Below are 24,921 nucleotides of genomic sequence, written 5' to 3'. Positions count from 1 at the left end.
AGCTTGGCAATCGCGGCTGTCTACCTGACGACACAGGTGCGCTGCGTTCTCACGCGGCTTGCGCACTGCACGCGCTGTCATCGCCGCCAAGGGCATAATCCGGCGGCATGATCATCCATTCGCTGCTCGACACCGACCTGTACAAATTCACCATGATGCAGGCAGTGCTGCACCAGCACCCGGCAGCGCAGGTGGATTACCGCTTCAAGTGCCGCACCCCCGGCGTGGATCTGGCGCAGTTCGTCGATGAGATCTCGCGCGAGATCGATGCGCTGTGCCGGTTGCGGCTGCGCGAGGACGAAGTGGATTACCTGCGCAGCCTGCGCTTCATCAAGCCGGACTTCGCCGACTTCCTGGCGCTGTTCCATCTGGATCGCAAGTATCTGAGCCTGACCGCATCGGCCACCCATCCGGGCGAGATCGAGCTGACCATCCGCGGCCCCTGGCTGCACACCATCCTGTTCGAGGTGCCGCTGCTGGCGATCATCAACGAGATGTGGTTTCGCAATACCTCCGAGCCGGATTTCGAAGAGGGCCGCAGCCGCCTGCGCGAGAAGGTGGCGAGCCTGCGCAGCATGCCGGCCGGCTGCAAGATCGCCGACTACGGCACCCGGCGGCGCTACTCGCGGCAATGGCATGGCGAGTTGCTGCCGCTGCTGCGCGATGGCCTGGGCGAACAGTTCGTCGGCACCAGCAACGTGTATTTCGCCAAGCAGTACGGGCTGACCCCGCTGGGCACGATGGCGCACGAGTATCTGCAGGCGTTCCAGGCGTTGGGGCCGCGGCTGCGCGATTCGCAGGTGGCGGCGCTGGAATCGTGGGCGCGCGAATACCGTGGCGATCTGGGTATCGCGTTGTCGGACGTGGTTGGGCTGGATGCGTTCCTGCGCGATTTCGATCTGTATTTCTGCAAGTTGTTCGATGGCATGCGCCACGATTCGGGTGACCCGTTCGAATGGGGCGAGCGCGTCATCGCGCATCTGGAAGCGCACCGCGTCGATCCCCGGACCAAGGTGCTGGTGTTCAGCGACGGGCTCAATATCGACAAGGTGATGCGGCTGTACCAGCACTTCCACACGCGCTGCCGGCTGGCCTTCGGGGTAGGCACCAGCCTGACCAACGATCTGGGGCCGACGCCGCTGCAGATCGTGATCAAGATGGTCCGCTGCAATGGCCAGCCGGTGGCCAAGCTCAGCGACTCGCCCGGCAAGAGCATGTGCGAGGACATCGGGTATCTGCGCTATCTGCGCGACGTGTTCGGACTGCCGCCGATGGCAGAGGGATGATCGTTCGGGGCGATGCCGGCGGGGACTGACTGGCGCGCGTCGCCACCCGCTACAGAAATTCCCTACACGCTGTCGGGGAATGCCCGAAAAAAGTGAGACGCAGCTCTCGATTCGAGGATGGCGGCCGCTAACATGTCATCACACATGCATCACATCGGGTGCATGCGTCGCATGTGACGGCCCTTTTTCCTTGCGAAGTCTGTTGAATGAGCGCACTCGACCCGCTGCCGCTATACCGCACGCGCAGTTGCTCCCGGCAATGGCTGGGGTTTGTGCGCGCGATGGCCGAGGAGTTCGGCGCCGAGTTGCCCGAGGACGATCTGGCCCTGTTGATGGCGCGAATCGGCCAGCGCTTCGCACGCGAACAGCGGCTTGCGCCGTGCGCCACGCTGGACGACGCGCAGCTCGCGGCCAATGCGGTCTGGGACCGCTGCGATTGGGGCCAGTGCGTGTTGGAGGAATACACCGACCATGTGCAGATCCGGCACGCGGGGGCGCCGTTGAGCGTCGCGCTGAATGGCGCCGCGTGGAGCGATGGGTTTTTGCAGGGTGTCTACGAGGGGTGGTTTCAGCAACTGGGGATGCTGGCGGGTCTGGCGGTGCAGAGCGTGCCGAGCGACACCGTCGATCTGCGCCGCCTTGTGTTGGCGCGCACGGCATGAGCATGTCTGATCGGGCAAGGAGAGTGTGATGACAGCAAGGAAGGGCAAGGACGCACCCCAACATGACGATGTGTCGGGCCTGTTCGCGCGTTTGGGGACGCCGGCCAGCCAGGGGTACCACGATTTCGCCTACACCCAGCTGTCGCCGCGCACCTGCAGCCTGCCGCAGGCCGGTGCGCCTGTAGCGGTCGAACCGGTCACCGTTGCGCCCGATGCCGTGCAGCCGCCGGTGGCGGTTGCCGCGCCGACGCCAAACTTGGGCATGCCGGCCGCCGTACCGGCGCCAGAGCGCTCGCTGCAACCCGTCGTGACGGCAGCAGACCCGGTGCCGGATGCGCTCGCCCCGCTGCGCAAATTGCGTCAGCTCGACGAACCTGCGCCGCGCGGCGTGCAGCCGGCCGATCGGCCGGCGCAGACGCCGTTGGAGCGCTTGTTCCAGCGCCTGTTGCAGGCCGATGCGCGCAGCTGCGCGCAAAGCCCGCTCAAGCGCCTGCGCTCGCGTTGACCTGTTGCCCGTTGTTTCCCGCTGCAGGCGCCGGTGCGCTTGTCGCTTGTTGTGCCGCACGCCGCCATGCCTGAAGGACGATTGATGACCGCTGCCAACCGCCATTGCGCATCACCGCTGCCGACGCTGGCGACCTGGGCGCTGTGGTTGCTGGGTGCGTTGCTGCTGGTGTTCGTGGTGGCCGTGCCGATGGATGTGACGCAGCAGCTGGTGTTTTCCGGCGTGTTGTTCGCGGTGGCGCTGGCGGTGCGCAACCGCGGCGGGCGGGTGGTCATCCTGATGATGATGGGGATGTCGCTGGCGGTGTCGTGCCGCTACATCTGGTGGCGCATGACCCAGACCATGGGCGTGGGCAGCGCGGTGGATTTCATCCTCGGCCTGGGCCTGCTTGGCGCCGAGCTGTATGCCTTCGTGATCCTGGTGCTGGGCTATTTCCAGGTGCTGTGGCCGCTCAACCGCAAGCCGGTGCCGTTGCCGGCCGACCAGCGCCTGTGGCCCAGCGTGGACGTGTTCATCCCGACCTACAACGAGCCGCTGTCGGTGGTGCGCACCACCGTGCTGGCGGCCAGCGTGATCGATTGGCCGGCCGGCAAGATCACCATCCATTTGCTGGACGACGGCCGTCGCGACGAGTTTCGCGCGTTCTGCGCCGAGGTCGGCATCAACTACGTCACCCGCACCAACAACGCGCATGCCAAGGCCGGCAACATCAATGCCGCGTTGAAGAAGTGCAGTGGCGATTATGTGGCCATCTTCGATTGCGACCACATTCCCACCCGCAGTTTTCTGCAGGTGGCGATGGGCTGGTTCCTGCACGACACCAAGCTGGCACTGGTGCAGATGCCGCACTATTTCTTTTCGCCGGACCCGTTCGAACGCAACCTGGACACGCATGGCAAGGTGCCCAACGAAGGCGAGTTGTTCTACGGCCTGCTGCAGGATGGCAACGACCAGTGGAATGCCACGTTCTTCTGTGGCTCGTGTGCGGTGATCAAGCGCACCGCGCTGGAAGAAGTGGGCGGCGTGGCGGTGGAAACGGTCACCGAAGATGCGCACACCGCGCTCAAGCTGCAGCGCCGCGGTTACCGCACCGCCTACCTGGCCGTGCCGCAGGCGGCGGGTCTGGCCACCGAAAGCTTGTCCGGCCACGTGGCGCAGCGCATCCGCTGGGCGCGCGGCATGGCGCAGATCGCGCGCATCGACAACCCCTTGCTGGGGCGCGGGCTCAAACTGTCGCAGCGGCTGTGCTACCTCAACGCGATGCTGCACTTCTTCTATGGTTTGCCGCGCATCATCTATCTGACTGCGCCGCTGGCCTATCTGTTTTTCGGCGCGCACGTGATCCAGGCCTCGGCGTTGATGATCCTGGCCTACGCCTTGCCGCACATCCTGCAGGCCAACCTGACCAACCTGCGCGTGCAGAGCCGCTTCCGCCATCTGCTGTGGAACGAGGTCTATGAAACCACGCTGGCCTGGTACATCTTCCGTCCCACGCTGGTGGCCCTGCTCAATCCCAAACTCGGCAAGTTCAACGTCACGCCCAAGGGTGGGTTGGTGTCGCGCAGCTATTTCGACGCGCAGATCGCCAAGCCGTATCTGTTCCTGTTGTTGCTCAACGTGGTGGGCGTGGTGGCTGGCGTGCTGCGGTTGATCTATGTGGGTGGCAGCGGCGAGCAGCAGACCATCTGGTTCAACCTGGCCTGGACGCTCTACAACATGGTGCTGCTGGGCGCCACGATTGCCACCGCCAGCGAAACGCGCCAGGTGCGCAGCGCACACCGTGTGCCGCTGGATGTGCCGGTCACCCTGTATCTGCCCGACGGCGGTGTGCTGCCGAGTCGCTCGGTGAATTTTTCCACGGGCGGCATGGCGATCACGCTCGCGCAGCCACAGCCGATCGAGCCGGGTCTGCCGGTGCAGATCGGCCTGAGCCACCGTGGCGTGGAGCAGACCTTGCCGGCGGTGGTGCGCCAGGATCGCGATGGACAGGTCAGCATCCAGTTCACGCAGATGTCGATGGAACAGGAGCGCTGGCTGGTGGCGTCGACCTTCGCGCGCGCCGACATCTGGCTGTCGCAGTGGGGCCAGCACGACCGCGATGCGTTCTGGCGCTCGATGGGCCAGGTGTTGGAAGCCAGTGCACGCGGATTCGGGCGACTGGGCGGGCATATCGTGGACAGCGCGCGGCAGGGCTTTCGTCCGAGGCGCCCGGTGGATCTGGAGTCGTGAGTGTGATGCGTGGTGTTTCCCTTTCCTTTACCAAGATGCCGCTGATGCGGATGTTCCCGGCTGTGTTGAGCTGTGCGTTGACCTTGCTGGCAGGCCTGGCGCAGGCGCAGCCCATGCCTGCAACGCCATCTGCGCAGGCAGGCAGCCAGATGCAGGCAGTCACCCCAGCGCAGGTGCCCGTCGCCTTCGCAGCGGCACCGTTGCCAGGCGGCAGCACGCGTGCGGCAACACTGCGCGAGCTGGGCATCGATTACGAAATCACCTTGCGCGGGGTGCAGGGCAGCGCCGGCGTGCCCTTCAGCGTGCGCAGCGATGAGATCGTCACCGCGGCCACGTTGAATCTCAAATACAGCTACTCGCCCTCGCTGTTGCCCGACCTGTCGCACCTCAAGGTCACCATCAACGGCGTCACCGTGGCCACGCTGCCCACCGACAAGGCCAACGCCGGCAAGTTGCTCTCGGCCGATCTGCCGATCGACCCGCGCCTGGTCACCGATTACAACCAGCTCAACCTGCAGTTGATCGGCCACTACACGCGCGATTGCGAAGATCCCGACCACAGCAGCCTGTGGGCGAATGTGGATGCGGCCACCAGCCTGTCGCTGACCACCACGCCGCTGGCCTTGGCCAACAATCTGGCGTTGCTGCCGGTGCCGTTCTTCGATGTACGCGACACGCGCCGGCTGGAATTGCCGTTTTATTTCCCGCAGCGCCCGGACACGGCCACGTTGCAGGCGGCCGGCACGGTGGCCTCGTGGTTCGGTAGCCTGGCCGGCTACCGTGGCGCGGTGTTCCCGGCCTCCACCGAGGCCTTGCCGGCGTCCGGGAATGCGGTCGTCTTCGCTACGCCCGGCACCTTGCCCGCGCAATTTGCGACCGCCGACAGCGGCGTGGCCGACATCCGCGGCCCCACCGTGGCCGTGCTGGCCAACCCGAACGATCGCAACGGCAAGCTGCTGCTGGTGCTCGGCCGCAACAGCGAAGACCTGCAGCGTGCCGCCACCGCGCTGGCCTTGCGCGCACCGTTGACCGGTGCGGTGGCACGCATCGGCGACATCAGCGCGCCTGCGCCGCGGCGGCCCTACGACGCGCCCAACTGGGTGTCGAGCGAGAGTCCGGTACGCTTCGGCGATCTGGTCACCCAGCCCAGCCAGCTCAACGTCACCGGCTATCACCCCGACCTGATCCGAGTCGGCCTGCAACTGCCGCCGGACCTGTTCGTGTGGGAACGCGACGGCATCCCGGTTGCGTTGAACTACCGCTACACGCTGCCGGAGCAGGACAACAAATCCGCGCTCAATGTCAGCATCAACGAATCGTTCGTGACCACGCTGCCGCTGACCGGTCGCCCATTCGCTCAATCCACGCCGATGCGCTGGTGGAACAGCCTGGGGACGCGCGGCAGCATGCCGGTGCATCAGGACCTGACACTGCCGGTGGGTGCGTTTTCGGCCAACAGCCAACTGCGCTTCCATTTCTTCTTCGATCGCCCGCAGGGCGAAGCGTGCAAGAACACCTTCCCGGATGTGTCCGGTGCCATCGATGCCGATTCCACCATCGACCTGAGCGGCTTCCACCACTACATGGCGATGCCGAACCTGGCGGCGTTCGCCAATGCCGGCTACCCGTTCACGCGCCTGGCGGACTTGTCCGAATCCACCATCGTGCTGCCCAACAATCCCGGCGATCAGGACCTGAGCAATGTGCTGACCCTGCTCGGGCATTTCGGGGCTTCCACCGGTTACCCGGCGCTGCATGCGCAGATCATCGGCGCCGGCGCAGTGCAGCAGCATGCAGGCCGCGATCTGTTGCTGCTCGGTAGCGCCGAATCGCAACCGTTGTTCAAGCAGTGGCGCGCGCATCTGCCGATCGGCCAGGACGGGCGGGCGACCCGCTTTGCGCTGACCGACTGGCTGTTCGAACGATTGCCGCGCTTTCTCTCCTTCGATGCGCGCCGCACCGACCTGCCCACCACCGCCGAGATCGCCCTGCAGCCGCAGCCGGACGACGTCCTGCTGATGGGCTTCGAGTCGCCACTGGCAGCCGGCCGCAGCGTGGTCGCCTTCCAGACCGAAGACCCGGCCAACATGAGCCGCCTGTTCGATGCCTGGTTCGACCCGACCCTGCTCAAGGATTTCCAGGGCAGCGTGGTGGTGCTGCAGCAGAACAAAGTCACCAGTCTGGTCGGCAACCAGGCCTATTACGTGGGGCATCTGCCGCTGCCGACCTGGCTGCGCTGGTATTTCTCGCACCACCCGGTGTGGCTGGCCCTTACCGTGGTGCTGCTGGCGTTGTTGCTGGCCCTGGCCGCACGCGTGCTGCTGCGCAGGCACACCGCCGAGCGCCTCAACGACGGTGGCGGTGCATGAGCGCGCACGCACATACCGGTGGCATGACGCGCCGTCGCCTGCTGCATGCAGGCGCATTGGCCGGCGTGGCCGCGCTGCTGCCGGCAGCCGCGCGGGCGGCGCCCAGCCAGTGCGGGCCGTGGCCGCTGTGGAGCGCCTTCGTCGACAAGCACATCCAGCCCGATGGGCGGGTGGTGGATTTTCTCAATCCCGATCAACGCTCCACCTCCGAAGGGCAGTCGTATGCGCTGTTCTTCGCATTGGTCAACAACGACCAGGTGCTGTTCGACAAGGTGCTGAGCTGGACCCGCCACAACCTGTGCGGCGGCCGCCCGGATCTCAACCTGCCGGCATGGCTGTGGGGCCGCGATGGCAGCGGCGCCTGGCGCGTGCTGGACGCCAACACCGCCAGCGATGGCGAGTTGTGGATTGCCTATGCGCTGCTGGAAGCCGGACGGTTGTGGAGCCGCCCGGGCTACCTCAAGGCCGGCCAGCAGATGCTGCAGCTGATCCGCACCCAGGAAGTGGGCACGCTGCCCGGGCTGGGCCCGATGCTGCTGCCGGGCCGCACCGGTTTCGTCGACAACGGGCGCTGGACGCTCAATCCCAGCTATCTGCCGATCCAGGTGCTGCGTCGTTGCGCCAATGCCGACCCCAAGGGCCCATGGGCTGCCATTGCCGCCAACAGCGCGCGCCTGCTGCGTGACAGCGCGCCGGTGGGGTTTGCCCCGGATTGGACGGTGTGGGACGGCAAGACCTTCAATGCCGATCCCAAGCGCGGCAATGTCGGCAGTTACGACGCCATCCGCGTGTACCTGTGGGCCGGCATGCTGGACGCTGGCGAGCCGCTGCGCGCGCGATTGCTGAAGGACCTGTCCGGACCGGCCGACCTGCTCGCCGCGCAGCAGGCGCCGGCCGAAAAGATCGACACCGCGCGCGGTGTGGGCACCGGCGCCCTGCCGGTAGGATTTTCTGCGGCGTTGCTGCCGTACCTGAGCGCACTGGGCAAGCCCGCGCTGCTCAAGGCGCAGGCGCAGCGGGTGCCCGCCGCCACGCAACCGGCCGCCGCTGCATTGCCGTATTTCGAACGCACGCTGGCCCTGTTCGGACAGGGATGGCTTGAGAACCGCTACCGCTTCGCCGCAGACGGGCGCCTGTTGCCCGCCTGGAGAACCCCTGCATGTGCCGCAACGACCTGAAGCCGTTCTACCTCGCCGGAATGCTCGCGCTGTGCCTGCTCGCCGCACCGGCAGCGCACGCGCAGACCAGTGCCGCCCAGCAGCTGGTGGAGCAGGGCAATTACTGGCACGACCAGGGTCGCGACGATCTGGCCGCCGATACCTGGAAGAAGCTGCTCGGCATCGACCCGGACCAACCCGACGCATTGCTCGGCCTGGCCCAGATCGATCTGGCGCAGGGGCGCCAGTCCGAAGCGCGCAAGCGGCTGCAGCAACTCGAAGGCGCGCATCCGCAATCGCCGCAGGCGCAGCGCCTGCGCGTGGCGATCGGCGCGCGCGGTAGCAGCAACGCGGGCGAAGATTCCAATCTGCGCAATGCACGTCGTGCCGCCTCTGCCGGGCGCTATGTGGAAGCGGCGCGCAGTTACGAAGCCGCCTTCGCCGGCAAGTCGCCGCCGCCGAACCTGGCGCTGGAGTACTACCAATCGCTGGCCGGCACCCCCACCGGTTGGGAGCGCGCCCGCGACGGCCTGCGACGCTTGCAATCCAGCGACCCGGGCAATCCGTCCGTGCAGCTGGCGCTGGCGCAGGTCCTCAGTTACCGCGAACCCACCCGCCGCGACGGCATTGCGCAATTGCGCACGCTTGCCCAGCGCGCGGACGTGGGTGGGCCGGCACGCAGCAGCTGGCGCCAGGCGCTGCTGTGGCTCAACGCCGGCATGGCCGATGCGCCGCTGTACCAAGCGTTTCTTGCCGGTACCCCGAACGATGCCGAAGTGGCCGCCAAACTCGGCCAGCTGCGCGCGCAACGCACTGCCGCGGCCACGCCGGCCGATCCCAACGGCGTGCTGCTGGGCGAAGGCTTTCGCGCGTTGAGCGCCAACAATCTGAGCGCCGCCGAACAACGCTTTACCCAGGTCTTGCGTGCACGTGCGCGCGACCCCGAAGCGCTCGGCGGCCTGGGCTCGGTACGTCTGCGTCAGCAGCGTTTTGCCGAGGCGCAGGAACTGCTGCGACCGGCCGCGGCCAGCAACGGCAAATGGAAAAGCGCGCTGGAGAGTGCCCGTTACTGGCAGCAGCTGCAGCAGGCCGAAGCGGCGCGCGCGCGCGGCGATCTGGCGCAGGCGCGCCAGCTGGTAGAGCAGGCGGTGCAGCTGCTGCCCAACGAGCCGGCCGGACACGTGGCGCTGGGCGACGTGCAGGCCGCCGGCGACCCGGTTGCTGCCGAAGCCAGCTATCGCAAAGCCTTGTCGCGCGAGGCCGACAATGCCGGCGCGTTGCAGGGCCTGGTCGGGCTGTACAGCCGCCAGGGCCGCCTGCAGGAAGCCAGCGCCTTGTTCGACCGGCTGCCGGCGGCCGAGCGCGCCAAGTCCGGTGGCCAAGCCTTGCTGCGCTCCAACGTGCAGCGCGCCCGTGCGCGTCAGTTTCTGGATGGCGGCGATGCGGTCAGCGCGCAAACCGAACTGGAAGCGGCCATGGTCGAACGCCCCGGCGATGCCTGGATCCGTCTCGACCTGGCGCGCCTGTACCAGCAGGCTGGCCGCCCGGATCAGGCGCGCAGCGTGATGGACGGCCTGCTCGCCGTCCATGGCGACCAACCCGAGGCGCTGCACGCCAATGCGCTGCTGGCGCAGGAAAGCGGCGACTGGCAGGACGCCTACGACAGTCTGGACCGCATTCCATCGGCGGCACGCACGCCGGCGATGGCCCAGCTGCGCGCCACCGCCTGGATCGAATTGCAGGCGCGTCAGGCGCGGCAGCTGGTTGCGCAGGGCCGGGTGGGCGAGGCGCAGCAGTTGCTGGCGCGTACCGAAACGGCGCTGGGCAATCAGCTCGACGATCCGCAACTGCTGGCCGCCCTGGCCGGCGCGCATGCCGACGCCGGCAACACCCAGCGCGCGCTGGTGCTGGCCCAGCGGCTGGTCACCGGCGCCAACCCGCGCACCGAAGACCGCCTGCAATACGCCAGCGTGCTGCTGCGCGCGCATCAGGACGCCGAGCTCTCGGCGGTGTTGCGTCAGCTGCAGGCCACCACCCTGACCCCGGAGCAGCTGCGCCGCTACCAAGGCCTGCGCAGCGCCTACACGCTGCGGCAGGTGGATGCATTGCGTGAGCTCGGCAATCTGGAAGGCGCCTACGACGCGTTGTCGCCAATACTGGCCCAGCAGCCGGACAACCGCGATGCACAGGCCGCGCTCGCGCGGTTGTACGCGGCCGCCGGCGAGCACCGCCAGGCGCTGGCGATCTACCAGCAGCTCCTGCAACGTCAGCCCAGCGATCTGGACACGCTCACCGCTGCCGCCAACAGCGCCGCCGCGCAATCGGACCTGCGCAATGCAGAGAGCTATCTGCAACGCGCGTTGGCGCAGGCACCGGAGTCGCCGGAGGTGCTCGCGGCCGCCGGCCGCGTGTACCGCAGTGCCGGCAAGAACCGCAAGGCCGAGCAGTATTTCCGTGCAGCGCTGGCCGCGCAGCAACGTCAGGCCGGGCAGCTCGACAATGGCCTGGCGTCTGCACGTGGCCCGGCTGCCGTCGCCGCATCCGGTCGCCCGCTCAACCCATTCTCCGGCATGACCGGCGCCATGCCGCGTGCGCCGGCGGTGCTGTCCGAACGCATGGACGCCGGCAGCGCCTACACCGATGTCGCAACCGCGCCTGCTGCATACATCGCGCCGCTCGCCATGCAGCCCAGCGCCGCACCTGTCGCGCCTGCCGCACCCGCCAATGCTGCCGCCGACATCAGGAGCGACGCGTTGCCACAACCGGTGCGCGCCAGCACCGTGCTTTCCACGTTGCCTGCGCCCGGCAGCCGCTTGCGCGCTTCCTCGCATGGCACGCTGCCGCCTGTGTCGGGCAGCGATCTGCAGCCGCGCAGCAACCTCGCGCAAGCACTGCCTGCGCGCAGCAGCGGCAACAGCGTGCTCGACGAACTGCGCGCCGTGCAGGCGGAAAACAGCGACGGCCTTGCCGGCGGCGCGCTGTATCGCGCACGCGACGGCGAAGACGGCCTGGGCCGTCTGGACGACATCGAAATGCCGGTGCAGGCCGAATTCGCAGTCGGCGAGGGCAAGCTCGGCGTCACGCTGACACCGACCGTGGTGGATGCCGGCACGCTCGGCACCGACTACGCCACCGCCAGCCGCTTCGGCACCGGCCCGCAAAGCGCCATCGGCGATGCGCTGGCCGCAAACCGTGGCCCGATCGACACGCTGGTCGATTCGCCGGTGTATCAGCTGCTCGCCACCGAAGGCGATACCGCCGCCACGCGCGAACGCCTGCGCCGGTACAGCTTGAATACCGGCCTGTTCAATGCACTGCTGGTGGAGCACAACAACAGCAATGCCGCCGCGCTGGCGGCGCTGGCCAACGAGCCGCTGCCGGCCTACCTGCTCAGCATCAACGCCTCCACCACGCCGATTGCGCAGCTGGCACGCGACATCCTGGGCAATGCCGCGCTCAGCGAACAGCTGGGTGCAGGCGATGCTGCCGCATTGCGCGCGTTGGCCGGCAGCACAGCCGCCGCGCAGCAGACGCCGACCGGCCTGGCCGACACGCTCAATGCCATGGCCGCCAGCGGCAACGGCAGCCGCCGGCTCAGCCAGGACGACACCGGCGTGGGCGTCGGCGTGCGGTATCGCAATGGCGGTTTCAGTGCCGACGTGGGCAGTACGCCGATCGGGTTCCAGGAGCAGAACCTCATCGGTGGCGTGGGCTATCGCGGCGAGCTCGGTGACACCGTCAGCTGGTCGGCCGAGGCCTCGCGGCGTGCAGTCACCGATAGCGTGCTGTCGTTTGCCGGTGCGCAGGACGCGCGCAGCGGGCGCGAATGGGGCGGTGTGACCAGCACCGGTCTTTCGCTGTCGGCCACTGCCGACAACGGCCTGCTCGGCGGCTACGCCAACCTTGCCGCGCACCGCCTGCAGGGCAACCACGTGGCCGACAACGACCATCGCCAGGTCGACCTGGGCTTCTACGTGCATGCCTTGGAGACCGAGCATCAATCGCTCACCGCCGGCGTCAATCTGACCACCATGCAGTACGACAAGAATCTCAGCGGCTTCACTTACGGGCACGGTGGCTACTTCAGCCCGCAGGACTATGTGGACCTGGGGTTCCCGGTGCACTGGAGCGGGCGCACGGCCGGGCAGACGGTGAACTGGAAGGTCGACGCCAGCGTCGGTGTGCAGCATTTCAGCACCGAGGCCTCGCCGTATTTCCCTACCGACCCGACCTTGCAACAGGCCGCCTACGACGCCGCGTCGCTGGCCGCGCTGCTCGGTCTGGTCAATCGCTACACCGACCCGGTGTATGCGGGCGAAAGCCGCACCGGCGTGTCCTACAACCTCAGTGGCGCGGCCGAATGGCAGGTGGCGCCGCAGCTGTTTCTGGGCGGGCGGCTGACCTTCAACAATGCACGCGACTACAACCAGTTCAGCAGCAACCTTTACCTGCGTTTCGTGATGGATCGCCTGGGTGCTGCGCTGGGGCGTGCACCGCAGGTGCTGACCTCGCCGTATGCGGCGGAGCATTGAGGTGACGGCAAACCTGGTGCCTCGCCCCGAAGGTGCGCAGCAGGGGCTGCAGCGGATGCACGCAGGCGACGGGATGACGCGCGTGCATGGGTCCGCATGCTCGCCTGCGACATGGTGTGCATCGCCGCCACGCTGCAGGGACCGCCTGGCCTGCGCGCCACAACGCGGCAGCAGATAAACGAACGGCGCCTTCCGGCGCCGTTCGCATTGCATCCCATCACACGTTCGGCGCTTACGGACGCACCTTGGTGGCGCACACGAAGACCGCTGCCTGTTGCACGCGGCTGATCACGCCCTGGCTCTGCAGCTCGCGCGCGTGTTCGTCCATGCAGGTCAGGTAACCCAGGCGGTTGCCGGCGTTCTGCGTCTTGCACAGGCTGCTTTCGGCAGACACGTTCGCACCTGGAATCAGGCCGCCGGTTTCCACCGTCGGGACCAGGGTGTTGCAGGTGCCCAACTTGGCCGGCCTGGTGTTCAAGGTCCAACCGATGTCGGCAAACAGCGCCGGGGTCAGGTCGATGTTCACGTGCGCCTGCACCTCCGGCGTGTCGAACGGTTCCATCAAGGCATTGGGCTGCAGATCGGTATCGAAGTGCGAGAACGTCGAACCACCGGCCACCACGCTGGGCGAGTACAGCCGCGTGCGGCCTGCGCTGTCGGTGCCCTGCAGCAGTTGCGGATCTTCGTACAGCGCCGCAACCACCGCAGTGCTGCCCTTCAGGCGCGCGCCGTCGGCCTGCGAGACCATGATGGCGGGGATGGTGATGTCGGTGATCGGCGGTGCTGCGTTGCCCATCGTCTGTACACCGGCCGCGTTGTTGGCGACGATCACGCCCACCGCGCCGTTGAGCTGCGCATTCTTCACCTTGATCGCGAAGGCGCAGGTGCCGCGGTCGATCAGCGCCACCTTGCCGGCCACATCGGCCGCATTGACGAACGGGGTTTCGCAGCCATCGCTGGCCGATGCGGCCGCCACGCCGTCATTGACCGTCACCACCGAACGCGCCGGGAAATTGGCCGCGGTGGCCAGCGGGCCGAAGCTGGCAAAGCCCACTTCGAACTTGCCCGCAGCGCTGGCCGGTGCGGTGACGCGCAGCAGCGTGCGCGGATCCAGGATCAGCGCCGCCTCGCGGTTCACGCGCGTCCCGGCCCATACCGTACGGCCGGGTGTGCGCATCGCTTCGGCACGCAGGGCGTTGGTCATGGTCGGGTCGTCGAAGCGCTTGTTCTGGACGTTGTCGTAGGCCTGCGAGGTGTAGACGTCGGTCAGGCCGCTGCCCGAGCCCAGCACGCCGGTGGTCTTGTTGAGAAAGCCCGCCGCGCCCAGACCGTGGCCGATCTCATGCATCACCACGTTGAGGAAGTTGATCTGGCCTTCGGGCGTCTTGCCGTCCAGGCCCAGATACCAGCCCGAACCGGCCAGGCAATCGTCCTTGCCCAGGTCGCCGTTGAACTGCGAGAACACGTCGGCCGGATCGGCCGGATCCGGCACCAGGTCCTGCCCGGCGATCGCATCGCCCAGCGCGGACGGATACAGCGTATCGGCCTTGGCGCCGGGGAAGTTGTTGACGATCCAGTTCGGGCCGGCCTGGCCCAGCGTGCCGCCGGTGGCGGTACAGGTCAGCCGTGCGAACGAGGCATACACCTTGATCTCGACATTGCTCTGCAGCACCGCGCCCCACAGGTCCATGGCGTACTGGTATGCGATGCGGCGTTGCTCGCCGATCGTGCGGCCCGGGTTGCCGCCCAGTGGTGCGGCAGCGGTCGGGTCGTTCAAACCGACCACGGTGCCGGCATCGCCATTGATCAGCGTGACATTGGCTGCCCGGGCGTGCAGCGGTGCCAATGCGGCCGCCACGGCCAGGGACAACAGCAACAAGGGCTTATTCATGCGGCAGCGCTCCGTGCTCGGCGTGGGTGGGTTGGGTGGTGTCGGCGTCGTCGCTGTGTTCGATGACGATGCGTCCATCGGCCTGGCGGGTTGCCGTCAGCGAACTCATTTGGGTGGCCGGCAACTTGCGCGCCACGGTGCCATTGGGCAGGCGCCGCTCGGTCGCGCGCGCGGCCGCTTCGGTCTGCGGAACCGAGCTGCGTGCGGCGCTGCCGCGTGCTGCGGAGGCCGCTGCAGCCGCCTGCTGATCCAGCGCCGCGCTCTCGGCGTCGGTCAGCGGGCGCAATTTGCCGGTGGCAGGGTCGATACCGACCTTGGAACTGCTGGTAGCTGCTTCCTGCGCTGCAGCGATCGCCGGCAGGCATGCGACACACAACACACCGGACAGCATCCATCCGGGCTTGCGAAAGCTCATCATCGTTGGGGTTTCCTTGGGTCCAACAGGGAAAAAAACGCCGTGCTGACACCGGCGCTCGGGAGAATCCTTCCATTTCAGTCTGTTCATGACTGAATCATGAATCCGTGATTCGTGTCAATCTTTTGACACATTCGCCGTCGAATGCGAAGCGGCAACCTGAAAAAGTTATCGGCAGGGTTGCAGTCTGGGAGTTCACCCCAGGCATCGTCGCCAAGGCGCCTGCGCACGTCGTGGCCAGCGCTCGGCACGCCCGGGCGCCACTCGTACACTGGCCGGTCTGGGCGTCGTTCGGTCATCCGTTGCCGGCGCCGCCAGCCACCAGCCACCAGCCAACCCGGCGCCAGGCCACCATGCACGCCGTCATCTACCACAATCCCGGTTGCGGAACCTCCCGCAATACCCTTGCCCTGATCCGCCACACCGGCATCGAACCGCAGATTGTCGATTACCTGCAGCATCCGCCAAGCCGCCAGACGCTGCAGGCGCTCATCGCCGCTGCCGGCATCACGGTCCGCCAGGCCATGCGCCAGAAAGGCACGCCCTATCTGGAACTGGGACTGGACGATCCCACCCTGGACGATGCGGCGTTGTTGAGCGCAATGCTCGCCCATCCGATCCTGATCAACCGCCCATTCGTCCAGACCACGCGCGGCACGCGCCTGTGCCGCCCCTCCGAATTGGTGCTCGACCTGTTGCCGCCGGCCACGCACGGCTTCATCAAGGAAGACGGCGAACGCGTGCTGGACGAGGCCGGTCAACGCATTGGCCGCTGACATGTTTGAGCCGGTTCAACCGGCGCCAAGCCGGTGTTGCGCCATCACGCTGGCCGCAGCGCTGGCGATAGATGCAGTGCGCCTATTCACGGCGCGATGAACAAGCCGGCTGCACGCCCACTTGCGCATGCACGACACCTGCTGAGCGCGGCACAGCAGGCCGGCTGCGTGCACCGTGCGCTGGCGCGAGCGTTGCCCGGTGCCGTCATGCACAGCCCGCGGCAGCGACCGCTCGTACACTGCAGCGCCTGCGGACCATTGCACCGCCAGGCGCCTGTTCGCTGCCGGGCGGCAGTGGCCCTAGAATCCACGCCACGATCGTCAGGAGCACCCGCATGATTCGCGAAATTATCCGCATGGGCGACAAGCGCCTGCTACGCGTGGCGCCACCGGTCAGCAACCTGGGCAGCGCCGAGTTGCACACGCTGGTGGCCGATATGTTCGAAACCATGGACGCTGCGCGTGGCGTCGGTCTGGCAGCACCGCAGATCGCGGTGGATCTGCAATTGATGGTGTTCGGTTTCGACGCCAGCGAGCGCTATCCGGAAGCGCCCGCAGTGCCGCGCACGGCCCTGGCCAACGCGCAGATCGAACCGCTGTCGGAAGAAATGGAAAACGGCTGGGAAGGCTGCCTGTCGATTCCCGGCCTGCGCGCAGTCATTCCACGCTATCGCTTCATTCGCTACCGCGGCTTCGCACCCGACGGCACTCCGATCGAGCGCGATGCCGAAGGTTTCCACGCACGCGTGGTGCAACACGAATACGACCATCTGGTCGGTCGCCTGTATCCCTCGCGCATCGAAAATTTCGACACATTCGGTTTCGAAGACGTGTTGTCTTACGACCTGTAGCAGGTCCTTCGTTGTGTCCAATGCGGCGTGGCTGCCGCCATGGACGGCAGCCACGTCCTGGACTGCGCCGCATTCAAGGCAATCATCAGCACGCTGCCTGGCGCGGTGCCTCGGCATTGCGGCACCGTTGGCGGCATCAACGTAGCAATCGACTCGCGTGATGGATGACGGCGTGTCTGGTGAGCGCATCGCACCCCCGCCCATGCCTCAGGCCGAAAACGCGTGTGGCTCGGCAGCAAATCCGACTGCCAAGGCGCCCTTGCCGACGTTGACCATGCCGGTCAGGCTCATCACGCTTTCCAGCAGTTCCACGCCGTGGGTTTGGCAGGCGCCCTGCAGTGCGGCATAGCCGGGCAGGGCATGCAGCTCGGCCAGCTCGCCGCCGTAGCCCACGCACACCGTTGGCGTCATCAGGCCGTCGCGAATCTTGCGCACGGTGAAGCCGAACAGCTTTTCGGCCGAAGGTTCGAAACCCTTGAGCTTGGCCACTGGCTCGGTAACGCCGCGGTAGGCGCGCAGCACCGGCTTGATGTCCAGCGCGCTGCCGAGCGCGGCGCCGATCAGGCCGACGCTGCGATCGCCCTTGGTGCGTGCACGTGCGCGCAGGTAATAGAGATCGCGTGGAATCATGTAGCCATAGGTGTGCTCGGCCAGCTGTTCCAGGCGGGTACGGATGGCCGCCACGCTCTGGCCCTGGTCGCGCAGGCGGACTGCTTCCACGGCGGTGATGCCCTGGCCGGCGAACAGGTTGAGCGTGTCGATCACCCGTAGCGCGAACGGCGAGGTGTGGCCTGCGGCCTGCCGGATCGGCTTGTAGTCGTTGAGGATCGCGAAGCTGGCCTGCATCGCATTGTCGAAGATCTGGCTGCGGAGTTTGGAAATGGTCAGGCAGAACACATGGTCGTAGTCGATGACCAGTTGTTGCAGGAACAGATCGCGGATCTGGTTGACCGAAAACGGCGTGGTTTCCGCTTCGTGCCCGCGCTCGGCCACATGCGCCTGCAAAAAGCTCAGCGTGGCTTCCTCGTCGCGATGATCGGCCAGCACGGCCTCGCCGATACGCACGCTGATCGGCAGTACGATGATGTTGTGATGTTGGATGAAGTCCTGCGGCAGATCGCACGCGCTGTCCACCACGATTCCGATACGCATCGTCGCCCCCTCCGGCTGTTGCGTTGTCTGTAGTGCGAACGCTATCGCAAAACGGCTCCGCCGCGTAGGCCTGAGGTGGAGCGTGTTGCGGGCGCCGATCGCGCGGATGGCGACCGGACTGATGCAGGCCGGTGGCAGCGACGCCGCACTGCGTTGAAAGGCATTGCACGCGCAAGCGACGCCGCCGGCACGTGCGGACACGGGCGATGCGTATGTGGCTGTGCACCATTTACCGCCCCACGCGCGGGCGTCTTTGGCGCGAAACCCGCCGCTACGCCCGTGTCCGGTGACCTAAGTGCTAGCCAGCGCACGCTCCAAGTGCAAGGTGGCGCCCGCTATCGCGCTTGGCCGGGTGGCGCCGCCGGAATCGTTATAGCTCCCCGCGTGGCGCCGCTGCTACGGTCCGACCCGACTGCCGCACGGCAGGTCCCGACGACGCTGCACCAGCGCCGCCGCGCTGAATCATACGGAGAGTCACCATGCACAACTGCCCATCCAGCTCCCTTGTCCAGACGTGCGCCCAGGCGCCGACCACGCGGCGGCGCGCCTCGCGCTGGTGGACCGCGGCGCTTGCTTTCGGTCTGGTCGCAATCGCCCCGGCGGCGCTCGCCGGCCCGTACAAGATCTTTGGCAACCACTATGCGTGGGTGAACAATTTCAACGATCCCAACAACATCATCCAGGGCACGTTCGGCACCGGCAGTACGCCGGAGCTGACGGCCACCTTCAACTTCGCCGACTACAACCTCTACGGCTATCCTGCGATCGTGCGCGGCTGGCATTACAACTAGAATCCGACCACCGACACGCTGTTCCCCAAGCAGATCTCCTCGATCAGCTCGCTGCCATTCAAATTCAATTACAGCGCAGGCGGCACCAATCTGGCCGGTGATTTTGCTTACGACATCTTCTTTCGCTGGGACACCGCCAAGGGCAATCCGCAGCTGGAAGTGATGATCTGGGGCGACCACAATTCCTGGCCGGTCGGCACCGTGACCGCGACCAAGGTCATCACCGCGGGCGGGCGCACTTTCGATCTGTGGGAAGGCTTCAATTCCGGCGCCGGCTATTACGTCTACACCTTCATCCCGACCGGGACCGCCGGCCAGCCGACGCTGAAGACCAGCGGCAGCCTCAACGTGGATGCCAAGCCGTTCCTGACCTGGCTGCAGAACAACCGCGCCAAGGATGGCCGCTACAGCAACAGCATGTACCTGCATGCGGCCGAAGCGGGCTTTGAAGTGGTACGCGGCAATGGATGGGCCAAGGTCAGCGCGACCTTGGATGCGAAGTAAGCGCAGCCCCGCTGTATCGTGCGTGTCGGCGGTATCGGTCGGCACGCACGCAGGTTTTTTCAACGTTGGACAAGTCGCCGCCTGTGCATTGTTCGAGCGGCTGGCGGCGCAGCGCTGCGCATGTGACAGCCACGTGCGGTGTGTGGCGCCTGTCGCCTCGATATCGGATTTCGGATGAGCTCACGTGAGCGATGTGCATGGATCACTGCGCCTGCGCCGCGCGTGGCCGCGGATGCGCTGGCGCGCACATCTGGAGCGGCGAACAACGCGCCGCTACGCGGGCAGTGCCGGCCCGAAGAACATCGGAACGGTTGAGCGCTGCATGCCGACGCCACCTACCAGCCGCGCGTGCCTGGCCACTGCGCGAATCGTGTGTTCGGACGTTGCTATAACGCCACCAGCTGGATGCTGTCGAACACGATTGCCGGGCTGAGGTAGCCGTTATCCGGGGAGCCGGAGGCAATGCCGATCTCGATGCGGTTGTTGCCGGCCTGCAAGGCCGAGGCAGGGATGTCCACTTCGTAAAGGGTATTGTTGCCGCGCGCAGTGCCGCGCGTGATGCCGCGTGTCTTTGGTTGCGTGGGCGCGGCAGGCAGCGGGCCGTTCCAGCGTGCGTTCACGCTGATCTGCGGACGTGCGCCGCCCTGTGCCAACGGCACGAAAAGACGCAGGTGATAGCCGCGCACCTCGTTGGCGGGCAGGGTGAAGTCGATCCGGCTCGGGGTGTTGATGCCGCGCCACTGCACTGCCGGAAAGCTGCTCACGCTGCTCGATCCCACGGTGTAGGTCACCGCAGACCAGTGCATGCGCGCATCGGAAGGGTGCGCCCGCGGCAGCAGGTCCGCGTCGCTGAACCCCACCGGCGTGCCGTCGGGAATGCCGATCTGCCACTTCACCGTGCCCGGCAAAACGACCGCCTGCAGTGCGGCGTGCGCAGTGGCACCGGCAGAAACCTCGATGTTGCGTTGTGCGAGCTCCAGTTCGTTTTGGTAGAGCGTCATGCGATAGCTGCCCGGGCGAACACCCGTCACCTGGTAGTTCCCGCTGCCGTCGGCGGTGGCCCAGTACTGCGCCTGCGCGTTGCGCAGGCCGATGACGGCCGGCTGGCCCGGCAGCACGCCGCCGACGTGCCCACTCACGGTGCCGCGCCCGCTTGCCGGCAAATAACCGCTCAGGCCCAGCGTGGCATCGACGAACGCGGTGTCCAGCTGCGCACTCGACGGCAAGCTTCCATCGGTGAACAGCAGCCCGTATACCCCGTGCAGGCCGCCGCGAAAGGCTTCGGTCTGGGTGTGATCGGAATACATGTAGTTATAGAGCTCATGCGTCAGGCTGGTTTTTTGCGTCGCAATGTCCTTGAAAAACGGGCCGCCCGCGCTGTGCTCGCGGTTGCCCATCAGCATGAACACGGCAACGCCAGGGCCACTGACGCCATGCACCTGGTCGTCCATCATTCGACGTGCTGAATAGAACTTGGAACTGGTGCGCCCATCCGGCAATAGAAAGACATCCTCACTTTCGATCGCTCTGCCGACATTGGAATCGGGCTCCTGCTGCGCATTGGGCAACTTGGACACGTTCAAGCGGGCGACGAAGCGCAATTCGCCCACTGGCAGCAAGGTGGGCGCATCGGTGGCCATGTAGATCGCATTGCGGCCCTTGCGTGCGATGTAGTACTGGACCAAGTCGCCGGCCTTGGCCGACACCACGATCGTCCCGCCAACGATGCGTGCATCCACACTGGCACTGCCCAACCCCGAAGCGATGTGCGAGCCCTTCGATTCGGTGGTCTGCAGTTCGTTGTCGCGATAGCGCATCGACACGATGTCGCCATTTCGGGCATCGACCGCAAACACCAGCTCGGCGCCGCTGTCGACGATCACGCGGTTGCCGCTGCGGCTGATCCCGAAGTCGGCCAGTGCAGGTGCGCTGATGCCGGCATAGAGCAGCAGTGCGCAGGCGAAGTAATGTCGAAGATTGCGAGGCATGCGGGTGAGCTGTCGGAAGCAAGGCATGGTGGCGATGCGTGCGCGCGATGCTAGGCCAGTACCGAAGACAGAGAATGTACGCACTGTTCGAAATTCCAGCGATCAAGGGTGGCGTCGTTGGTTACCTGCGGGCATCGCTGACTGTCGCCGCAGTGGGCAACTGCAATACGCAGTTCCGGCATCGGCCATGGAGAGGCTACCAAAACCTCGAGAGCCTTTGTCGGTTGTCGGTTGTCGTGGACGGCGCACGGCCACCGCGCTGCACGAGCGGGACATGCCGCACGGCTCGGCGGCCGCCTCCGGCTTGGCGGTGACGCAGTCGCCTTGCCAGCTGCCTCTGCGACGCACCGGCGTCCTTGCACGGCTCAGCGCAGGGCATCCCGCGCCGAGGCGATGTCCGCCATCCATTGCGTGCGCTTGCCGATCACGAAGCGGTATCGCTTTCCGTCCTCCAGCCGCACTGCCAGCGATGTCGGCGCGATCGGCAGCAGGCCGAACAGGCGTGTCCAGCAGGACTGAATCGCCACGATCTGCGGCAAGGGCAGGCTCAGCGTCTGGCGCTGTACATTGAACGCGTGCGGCTGAAACAGCAGCGCATCGGCGGTGAGAATCAGACGCCCGCCCACCGCTTCCATCCCGCGCTGCAGATTGGCAGGTGCCTGGCGCAATACCGCCCGATCGATCGAACGCAAGCCGCTACCGTGGAAGAGCGAGCTCACGGCCGTGCAACGGCGAGATGGGCACGCGGCATATGCAGTGGCAAGACGCCAAGGCGGCCAAGCGCTATCAGGAGCGAAACCGAAAACATGCGATAGGCCTAATGGGAAACATCACAACAGCGAAGGCCGCCAGCAAGATGCGGCAGGACGCCATGACAGCACATCACCTGTGCACAGCAGCGAAGCGGTGAAGCGGTGCGCCGGTACCCGCTGTGCCGGCACACCAACGATGAAAGACCATGCTCAGGTGGCGCTTGAGCAACCCACCGCACGCTTACTTCAGATAGGCGCGCGGCAGCGGGCCGGCCTGCTGCATGTAGCGGTCGCGCAGCTCGCTCTGGCGCGATCGCATCGGCATGTCGCGGCCGCCCAGCCAGACCTGCTCGGCATAATGCGCCACATCCAGCGGGTCGCCTTCCCACAGCACCAGGTCGGCCTGCTTGCCGATCGCAATGCTGCCGATGCGATCGCCCACGCCGAAGATGTCTGCCGGCACACGGGTCAGGCCGGCCAGGCCGGCTTCCCATGGCAAGCCATTGGCGACCGCATTGCCGGCGAGCTGGCGCAGTTTGCGTGCGTTGTGCGAGGCATCGCCGTTTTGGGTAAAGCTGACCTCCACGCCGGCAGCGCGCAGACGTGCGGCGTTTTCCAGCGTCGCGCCAATCTGGTCGAAGGTCGATGGCAGGTCCGCCAGCGCGTCGACCAACACCGGGACCTTGGCCTGCGCCAGTTGCGGCGCAAGCTTCCAGGCTTCGGCGCCGCCGGCAATGGCAATGCGCACCTTTTCGCGCTGCGCCCAGCGCAACAGCTGGCGGATGTCGGCTGCGCGTTCCACCTGCACCACGATGCGCCCCTGGCCGGCCAGGTAGTTTGCCAGTACACCGCGTCCAACCGGGGTCAGTAATGCATGCGGCGAATCGGCCGGGATACGCCCGCGTGCTTCGGCAACCAGTTGATCCAGCAACATCCATTGCGCGGCGCGCGAGCTGCCGGTGAGATCGGACGCCGCCGCTCCGATGCGAAGAAACAAGGCGTGCGGGCCGGCCGGATCCGGGCTGCCATCCAGCCGCACGATGCCGCCCTGGCCAGCGATGAAGGCGCCACTGGTGGTCGCCCCCAACGCGGTGAAGCCGATGCCCTCCACGCGCGCCACCGGCACCAGCACCGAATCGGGGTTGTAGGCCAGGGTGACGTCGAATTCCGGGCGCATCGGTTGATCGGCCAGCTTGACGCCGCTGTCCACGGTGCTTTCTTCGCCGGAGACTTCTTCGACACCGATTTCGGTGATGCCGCCGAACAAGGCCGGCGTCAGTGGGCGGCCGTTTGCTTCGACCACGCGGCCGTCGGTGGGTACTGCCAGGTTGCGGCCGATGGCGCGAATCACGCCGCCCTGCACCAGCACGTCGGTGTTCTGCAGGGTGCCTTGCGCGGTGGCAGTGTGCACGGTGGCGCCGCGAATCAGCACCTGCTGCGCGAAGGCCGGCAATGCCAGCGTGGCCATCACCAATGCCGCGATCGCGCGCAACCGCGGGGGCATGTGCGTGACGCGGCTCATCGTGCCACCTCCTGGCCGAGCATGAAGTCCGACACCGGCTGCAGTGCGCGGTTGTGCCGGTCGTAGACCTGCGCGCCGTCGATATACACCTGCTCGGCCAGCGCATACGAACTGAAAGGGTTGCCGTTCCAGACCACCACATCGCCCATCTTGCCCGGCTCCAGTGCGCCGGTCTGCTGCTCGATCCCGAGCGCCTTGGCGGCATTGCTGGTGAGCCAGCGGATGGCGCGCTCCGGCGGGATCTCCATGCCACTGCGGCGCGCGTTGGCGATCACCTTGGCGGCCTCCTGGTTGAGCCGCTGGATGCCTTCTTCCGAATCCGAATGCACGATGGCGCAGCTGTTGGCCGGGCGATCGACCAGTGCGATGTTTTCCTGGATGCCGTCGAAGGCTTCCATCTTGAAGCCCCACCAGTCGGCCCACAGCGCGCCGCAGACGTTGTCCTGCGCCAGGCGGTCGGCCAGCTTGTAGGCCTCCACGCCGTGATGGAAGGCGGCGATGTGGAAGCCGAATTCCTTGGACAGATCCAGCATCGTCGCCATCTCATCGGCGCGGTAGCAGTGGATGTGCACGCGGATGTCGCCGTTGATGGCACCGGCCAGTGTGTCGAGCTTGAGATCGCGCTTGCCGCCGGCATCGCCACTGCTGTCGTTGTCGCCGCCGCGGCTCCACCAATGGCGCTTTTTGGCGGTTTTCTTTTTCGGCGCGTTCTTCTGCAGATACTCGGCCGCGTCGATGAACGCAGCGCGGTAACCGGCCACGTTGCCCATGCGCGTGCCGGGGCCACCTTTCTGGCCGTACACGCGTTTGGGGTTTTCGCCGCAGGCCATCTTCAGGCCCCATGGTGCACCGGGGAATTTCATGCCCTGGTAGGTGGTGGAAGCAACGTTCTTGAGCGTGACGCCGCGCCCGCCGATCAGATTGGCCGAGCCCGGCAACACCTGCAGCGAGGTGATGCCGCCGGCCAGCGCAGTGCCGAAGCCGGGATCCTGCGGCCAGATCGAATGCTCGGCCCACACGTTGGGCGTCACCGGCGCGGTCATCTCGTTGCCGTCGCTATGCGCGCTGACGCCCGGGCTGGGATACACGCCCAGATGCGAGTGCACATCGATGATGCCGGGCGTCACCCACTTGCCGGTGCCGTCGATACGGCGCACTTCAGCGGGCGCCTGGAGCGCCTTGCCCACCGCAGCCACCTTGCCGTCGCGCAGCAACACGTCGGCATCGTCCAGCCGCTCGCCGGTGCCGGTGAGCACGGTGGCGTGCTGGATCAGCACCGGAGCGGACGCGAGCGCGCGATAGGTGCTGGGGTAGGGATCTTGCACGAAGCGCGATGCGGCCGATGCCGCAGACGCAGGCCCGCACAGCACCGCCGCGCCCAGCGCGGCGAACAGGATGGAACGCATGGATTTCCCCGGTAACACGAAAACGTCAGCCGCCAACCTAGTCGTCGGCGGCGTGCTTGCCAAGTGCTGGAGGTCGAGAGCGGCGGGCTCATCACATGCACCCGTGCATGCTATGCCGAATTCGTCAGGGGAT

16 protein-coding genes and 1 pseudogene are annotated in these 24,921 nt (G+C 66.5%); 10 read left to right on the top strand and 7 right to left on the bottom strand.

The annotated features are described in order from the left end of the window. Positions 1-107: 107 nt before the first annotated feature. The 7 genes from pncB to ACCQ15_RS17315 all read left to right on the top strand — a co-directional run bounded on the left by pncB (position 108) and on the right by ACCQ15_RS17315 (position 12,740). Complete coding sequence (pncB, locus tag ACCQ15_RS17345; protein WP_372380841.1) at positions 108-1,286, top strand: nicotinate phosphoribosyltransferase; 1,179 nt, start codon at positions 108-110, stop codon at positions 1,284-1,286. A 206-nt stretch (positions 1,287-1,492) separates the two neighbouring features. Continuing rightward, positions 1,493-1,948: a cellulose biosynthesis protein BcsD gene (gene bcsD, locus ACCQ15_RS17340; protein WP_008573758.1), complete on the top strand. Its 456-nt coding sequence runs from the start codon at positions 1,493-1,495 to the stop codon at positions 1,946-1,948. A gap of 28 nt (positions 1,949-1,976) precedes the next feature. Further along, a complete protein-coding gene (locus ACCQ15_RS17335; protein WP_011348568.1) occupies positions 1,977-2,453 on the top strand; it encodes a hypothetical protein in 477 nt (158 codons plus the stop codon). Between the two features lie 84 nt (positions 2,454-2,537). Next, positions 2,538-4,682 (top strand): UDP-forming cellulose synthase catalytic subunit, encoded by a 2,145-nt coding sequence (bcsA, locus tag ACCQ15_RS17330; RefSeq protein ID WP_055026843.1) that lies wholly within the window; start codon positions 2,538-2,540, stop codon positions 4,680-4,682. A 44-nt stretch (positions 4,683-4,726) separates the two neighbouring features. Then, a complete protein-coding gene (gene bcsB, locus ACCQ15_RS17325; RefSeq protein WP_057682122.1) occupies positions 4,727-7,051 on the top strand; it encodes a cellulose biosynthesis cyclic di-GMP-binding regulatory protein BcsB in 2,325 nt (774 codons plus the stop codon). Continuing rightward, positions 7,048-8,229 carry a cellulose synthase complex periplasmic endoglucanase BcsZ gene (gene bcsZ, locus ACCQ15_RS17320; RefSeq protein ID WP_372380840.1) on the top strand — a complete coding sequence of 394 codons (1,182 nt, stop codon included), beginning with the start codon at positions 7,048-7,050 and terminating at the stop codon, positions 8,227-8,229. The genes bcsB and bcsZ overlap by 4 nt, the downstream gene beginning before the upstream one ends. Next, positions 8,211-12,740: a cellulose biosynthesis protein BcsC gene (locus tag ACCQ15_RS17315; RefSeq protein ID WP_372380839.1), complete on the top strand. Its 4,530-nt coding sequence runs from the start codon at positions 8,211-8,213 to the stop codon at positions 12,738-12,740. Before bcsZ ends, ACCQ15_RS17315 begins: the two co-directional genes overlap by 19 nt. Positions 12,741-12,972: 232 nt before the next feature. On the opposite strand, the gene ACCQ15_RS17310 is transcribed toward ACCQ15_RS17315, so the two are convergent. Then, entirely contained in the window at positions 12,973-14,631 is a 1,659-nt protein-coding gene (locus ACCQ15_RS17310) for a PA domain-containing protein (RefSeq protein ID WP_372380838.1), read from the bottom strand. After that, entirely contained in the window at positions 14,624-15,049 is a 426-nt protein-coding gene (locus tag ACCQ15_RS17305) for a post-PEP-CTERM-1 domain-containing protein (protein ID WP_109290715.1), read from the bottom strand. Before ACCQ15_RS17305 ends, ACCQ15_RS17310 begins: the two co-directional genes overlap by 8 nt. 350 nt (positions 15,050-15,399) lie before the next feature. Between ACCQ15_RS17305 and arsC the strand changes: the two genes are divergently transcribed. Continuing rightward, positions 15,400-15,822, top strand: a complete 423-nt coding sequence (gene arsC, locus ACCQ15_RS17300; protein ID WP_011348560.1) for an arsenate reductase (glutaredoxin) — start codon at positions 15,400-15,402, stop codon at positions 15,820-15,822. 335 nt (positions 15,823-16,157) lie between these two features. Next, the gene (gene def / locus ACCQ15_RS17295) at positions 16,158-16,673 is read left to right on the top strand and encodes a peptide deformylase (RefSeq protein WP_008573775.1); all 516 of its coding nucleotides are present in this window, start codon (positions 16,158-16,160) and stop codon (positions 16,671-16,673) included. Between the two features lie 207 nt (positions 16,674-16,880). Here def and ACCQ15_RS17290 read toward each other — a convergent pair whose 3' ends face one another. After that, a complete protein-coding gene (locus tag ACCQ15_RS17290; RefSeq protein ID WP_218493002.1) occupies positions 16,881-17,825 on the bottom strand; it encodes a DegV family protein in 945 nt (314 codons plus the stop codon). Positions 17,826-18,304: 479 nt separating this feature from the next. On the opposite strand from ACCQ15_RS17290, the pseudogene ACCQ15_RS17285 reads away from it, so the two are divergent. Then, positions 18,305-19,120: pseudogene (locus tag ACCQ15_RS17285) on the top strand (GH12 family glycosyl hydrolase domain-containing protein). A 386-nt stretch (positions 19,121-19,506) separates the two neighbouring features. Here ACCQ15_RS17285 and ACCQ15_RS17280 read toward each other — a convergent pair. From ACCQ15_RS17280 to ACCQ15_RS17265, 4 genes are all read right to left on the bottom strand, one after another. Then, entirely contained in the window at positions 19,507-21,108 is a 1,602-nt protein-coding gene (locus tag ACCQ15_RS17280; protein WP_372380836.1) for a rhamnogalacturonan lyase B N-terminal domain-containing protein, read from the bottom strand. A 365-nt stretch (positions 21,109-21,473) separates the two neighbouring features. After that, on the bottom strand, positions 21,474-21,800 hold the full coding sequence (locus tag ACCQ15_RS17275) for a hypothetical protein (protein WP_014091038.1): 327 nt from the start codon (positions 21,798-21,800) through the stop codon (positions 21,474-21,476). A gap of 301 nt (positions 21,801-22,101) precedes the next feature. Then, a complete protein-coding gene (locus tag ACCQ15_RS17270; RefSeq protein WP_372359128.1) occupies positions 22,102-23,382 on the bottom strand; it encodes an amidohydrolase family protein in 1,281 nt (426 codons plus the stop codon). Then, entirely contained in the window at positions 23,379-24,788 is a 1,410-nt protein-coding gene (locus tag ACCQ15_RS17265; protein WP_014091036.1) for an amidohydrolase, read from the bottom strand. Before ACCQ15_RS17265 ends, ACCQ15_RS17270 begins: the two co-directional genes overlap by 4 nt. Between the last annotated feature and the right edge of the window lie 133 nt (positions 24,789-24,921).

The organism is Xanthomonas sp. NCPPB 1754 (assembly GCF_041475725.2).
Lineage (GTDB): Bacteria > Pseudomonadota > Gammaproteobacteria > Xanthomonadales > Xanthomonadaceae > Xanthomonas > Xanthomonas euvesicatoria.
This window is presented reverse-complemented; position numbering and strand designations above follow the sequence as displayed.

What these genes read in the sequence shown, in the direction of transcription:
- pncB (WP_372380841.1), top strand. Translation starts at nt 108, where the DNA reads ATGATCATCCATTCGCTGCTCGACACCGACCTGTACAAATTCACCATG.
- bcsD (WP_008573758.1), top strand. Translation starts at nt 1,493, where the DNA reads ATGAGCGCACTCGACCCGCTGCCGCTATACCGCACGCGCAGTTGCTCC.
- ACCQ15_RS17335 (WP_011348568.1), top strand. Translation starts at nt 1,977, where the DNA reads ATGACAGCAAGGAAGGGCAAGGACGCACCCCAACATGACGATGTGTCG.
- bcsA (WP_055026843.1), top strand. Translation starts at nt 2,538, where the DNA reads ATGACCGCTGCCAACCGCCATTGCGCATCACCGCTGCCGACGCTGGCG.
- bcsB (WP_057682122.1), top strand. Translation starts at nt 4,727, where the DNA reads ATGCGGATGTTCCCGGCTGTGTTGAGCTGTGCGTTGACCTTGCTGGCA.
- bcsZ (WP_372380840.1), top strand. Translation starts at nt 7,048, where the DNA reads ATGAGCGCGCACGCACATACCGGTGGCATGACGCGCCGTCGCCTGCTG.
- ACCQ15_RS17315 (WP_372380839.1), top strand. Translation starts at nt 8,211, where the DNA reads ATGTGCCGCAACGACCTGAAGCCGTTCTACCTCGCCGGAATGCTCGCG.
- ACCQ15_RS17310 (WP_372380838.1), bottom strand. Translation starts at nt 14,631, where the DNA reads ATGAATAAGCCCTTGTTGCTGTTGTCCCTGGCCGTGGCGGCCGCATTG.
- ACCQ15_RS17305 (WP_109290715.1), bottom strand. Translation starts at nt 15,049, where the DNA reads ATGATGAGCTTTCGCAAGCCCGGATGGATGCTGTCCGGTGTGTTGTGT.
- arsC (WP_011348560.1), top strand. Translation starts at nt 15,400, where the DNA reads ATGCACGCCGTCATCTACCACAATCCCGGTTGCGGAACCTCCCGCAAT.
- def (WP_008573775.1), top strand. Translation starts at nt 16,158, where the DNA reads ATGATTCGCGAAATTATCCGCATGGGCGACAAGCGCCTGCTACGCGTG.
- ACCQ15_RS17290 (WP_218493002.1), bottom strand. Translation starts at nt 17,825, where the DNA reads ATGCGTATCGGAATCGTGGTGGACAGCGCGTGCGATCTGCCGCAGGAC.
- ACCQ15_RS17280 (WP_372380836.1), bottom strand. Translation starts at nt 21,108, where the DNA reads ATGCCTCGCAATCTTCGACATTACTTCGCCTGCGCACTGCTGCTCTAT.
- ACCQ15_RS17270 (WP_372359128.1), bottom strand. Translation starts at nt 23,382, where the DNA reads ATGAGCCGCGTCACGCACATGCCCCCGCGGTTGCGCGCGATCGCGGCA.
- ACCQ15_RS17265 (WP_014091036.1), bottom strand. Translation starts at nt 24,788, where the DNA reads ATGCGTTCCATCCTGTTCGCCGCGCTGGGCGCGGCGGTGCTGTGCGGG.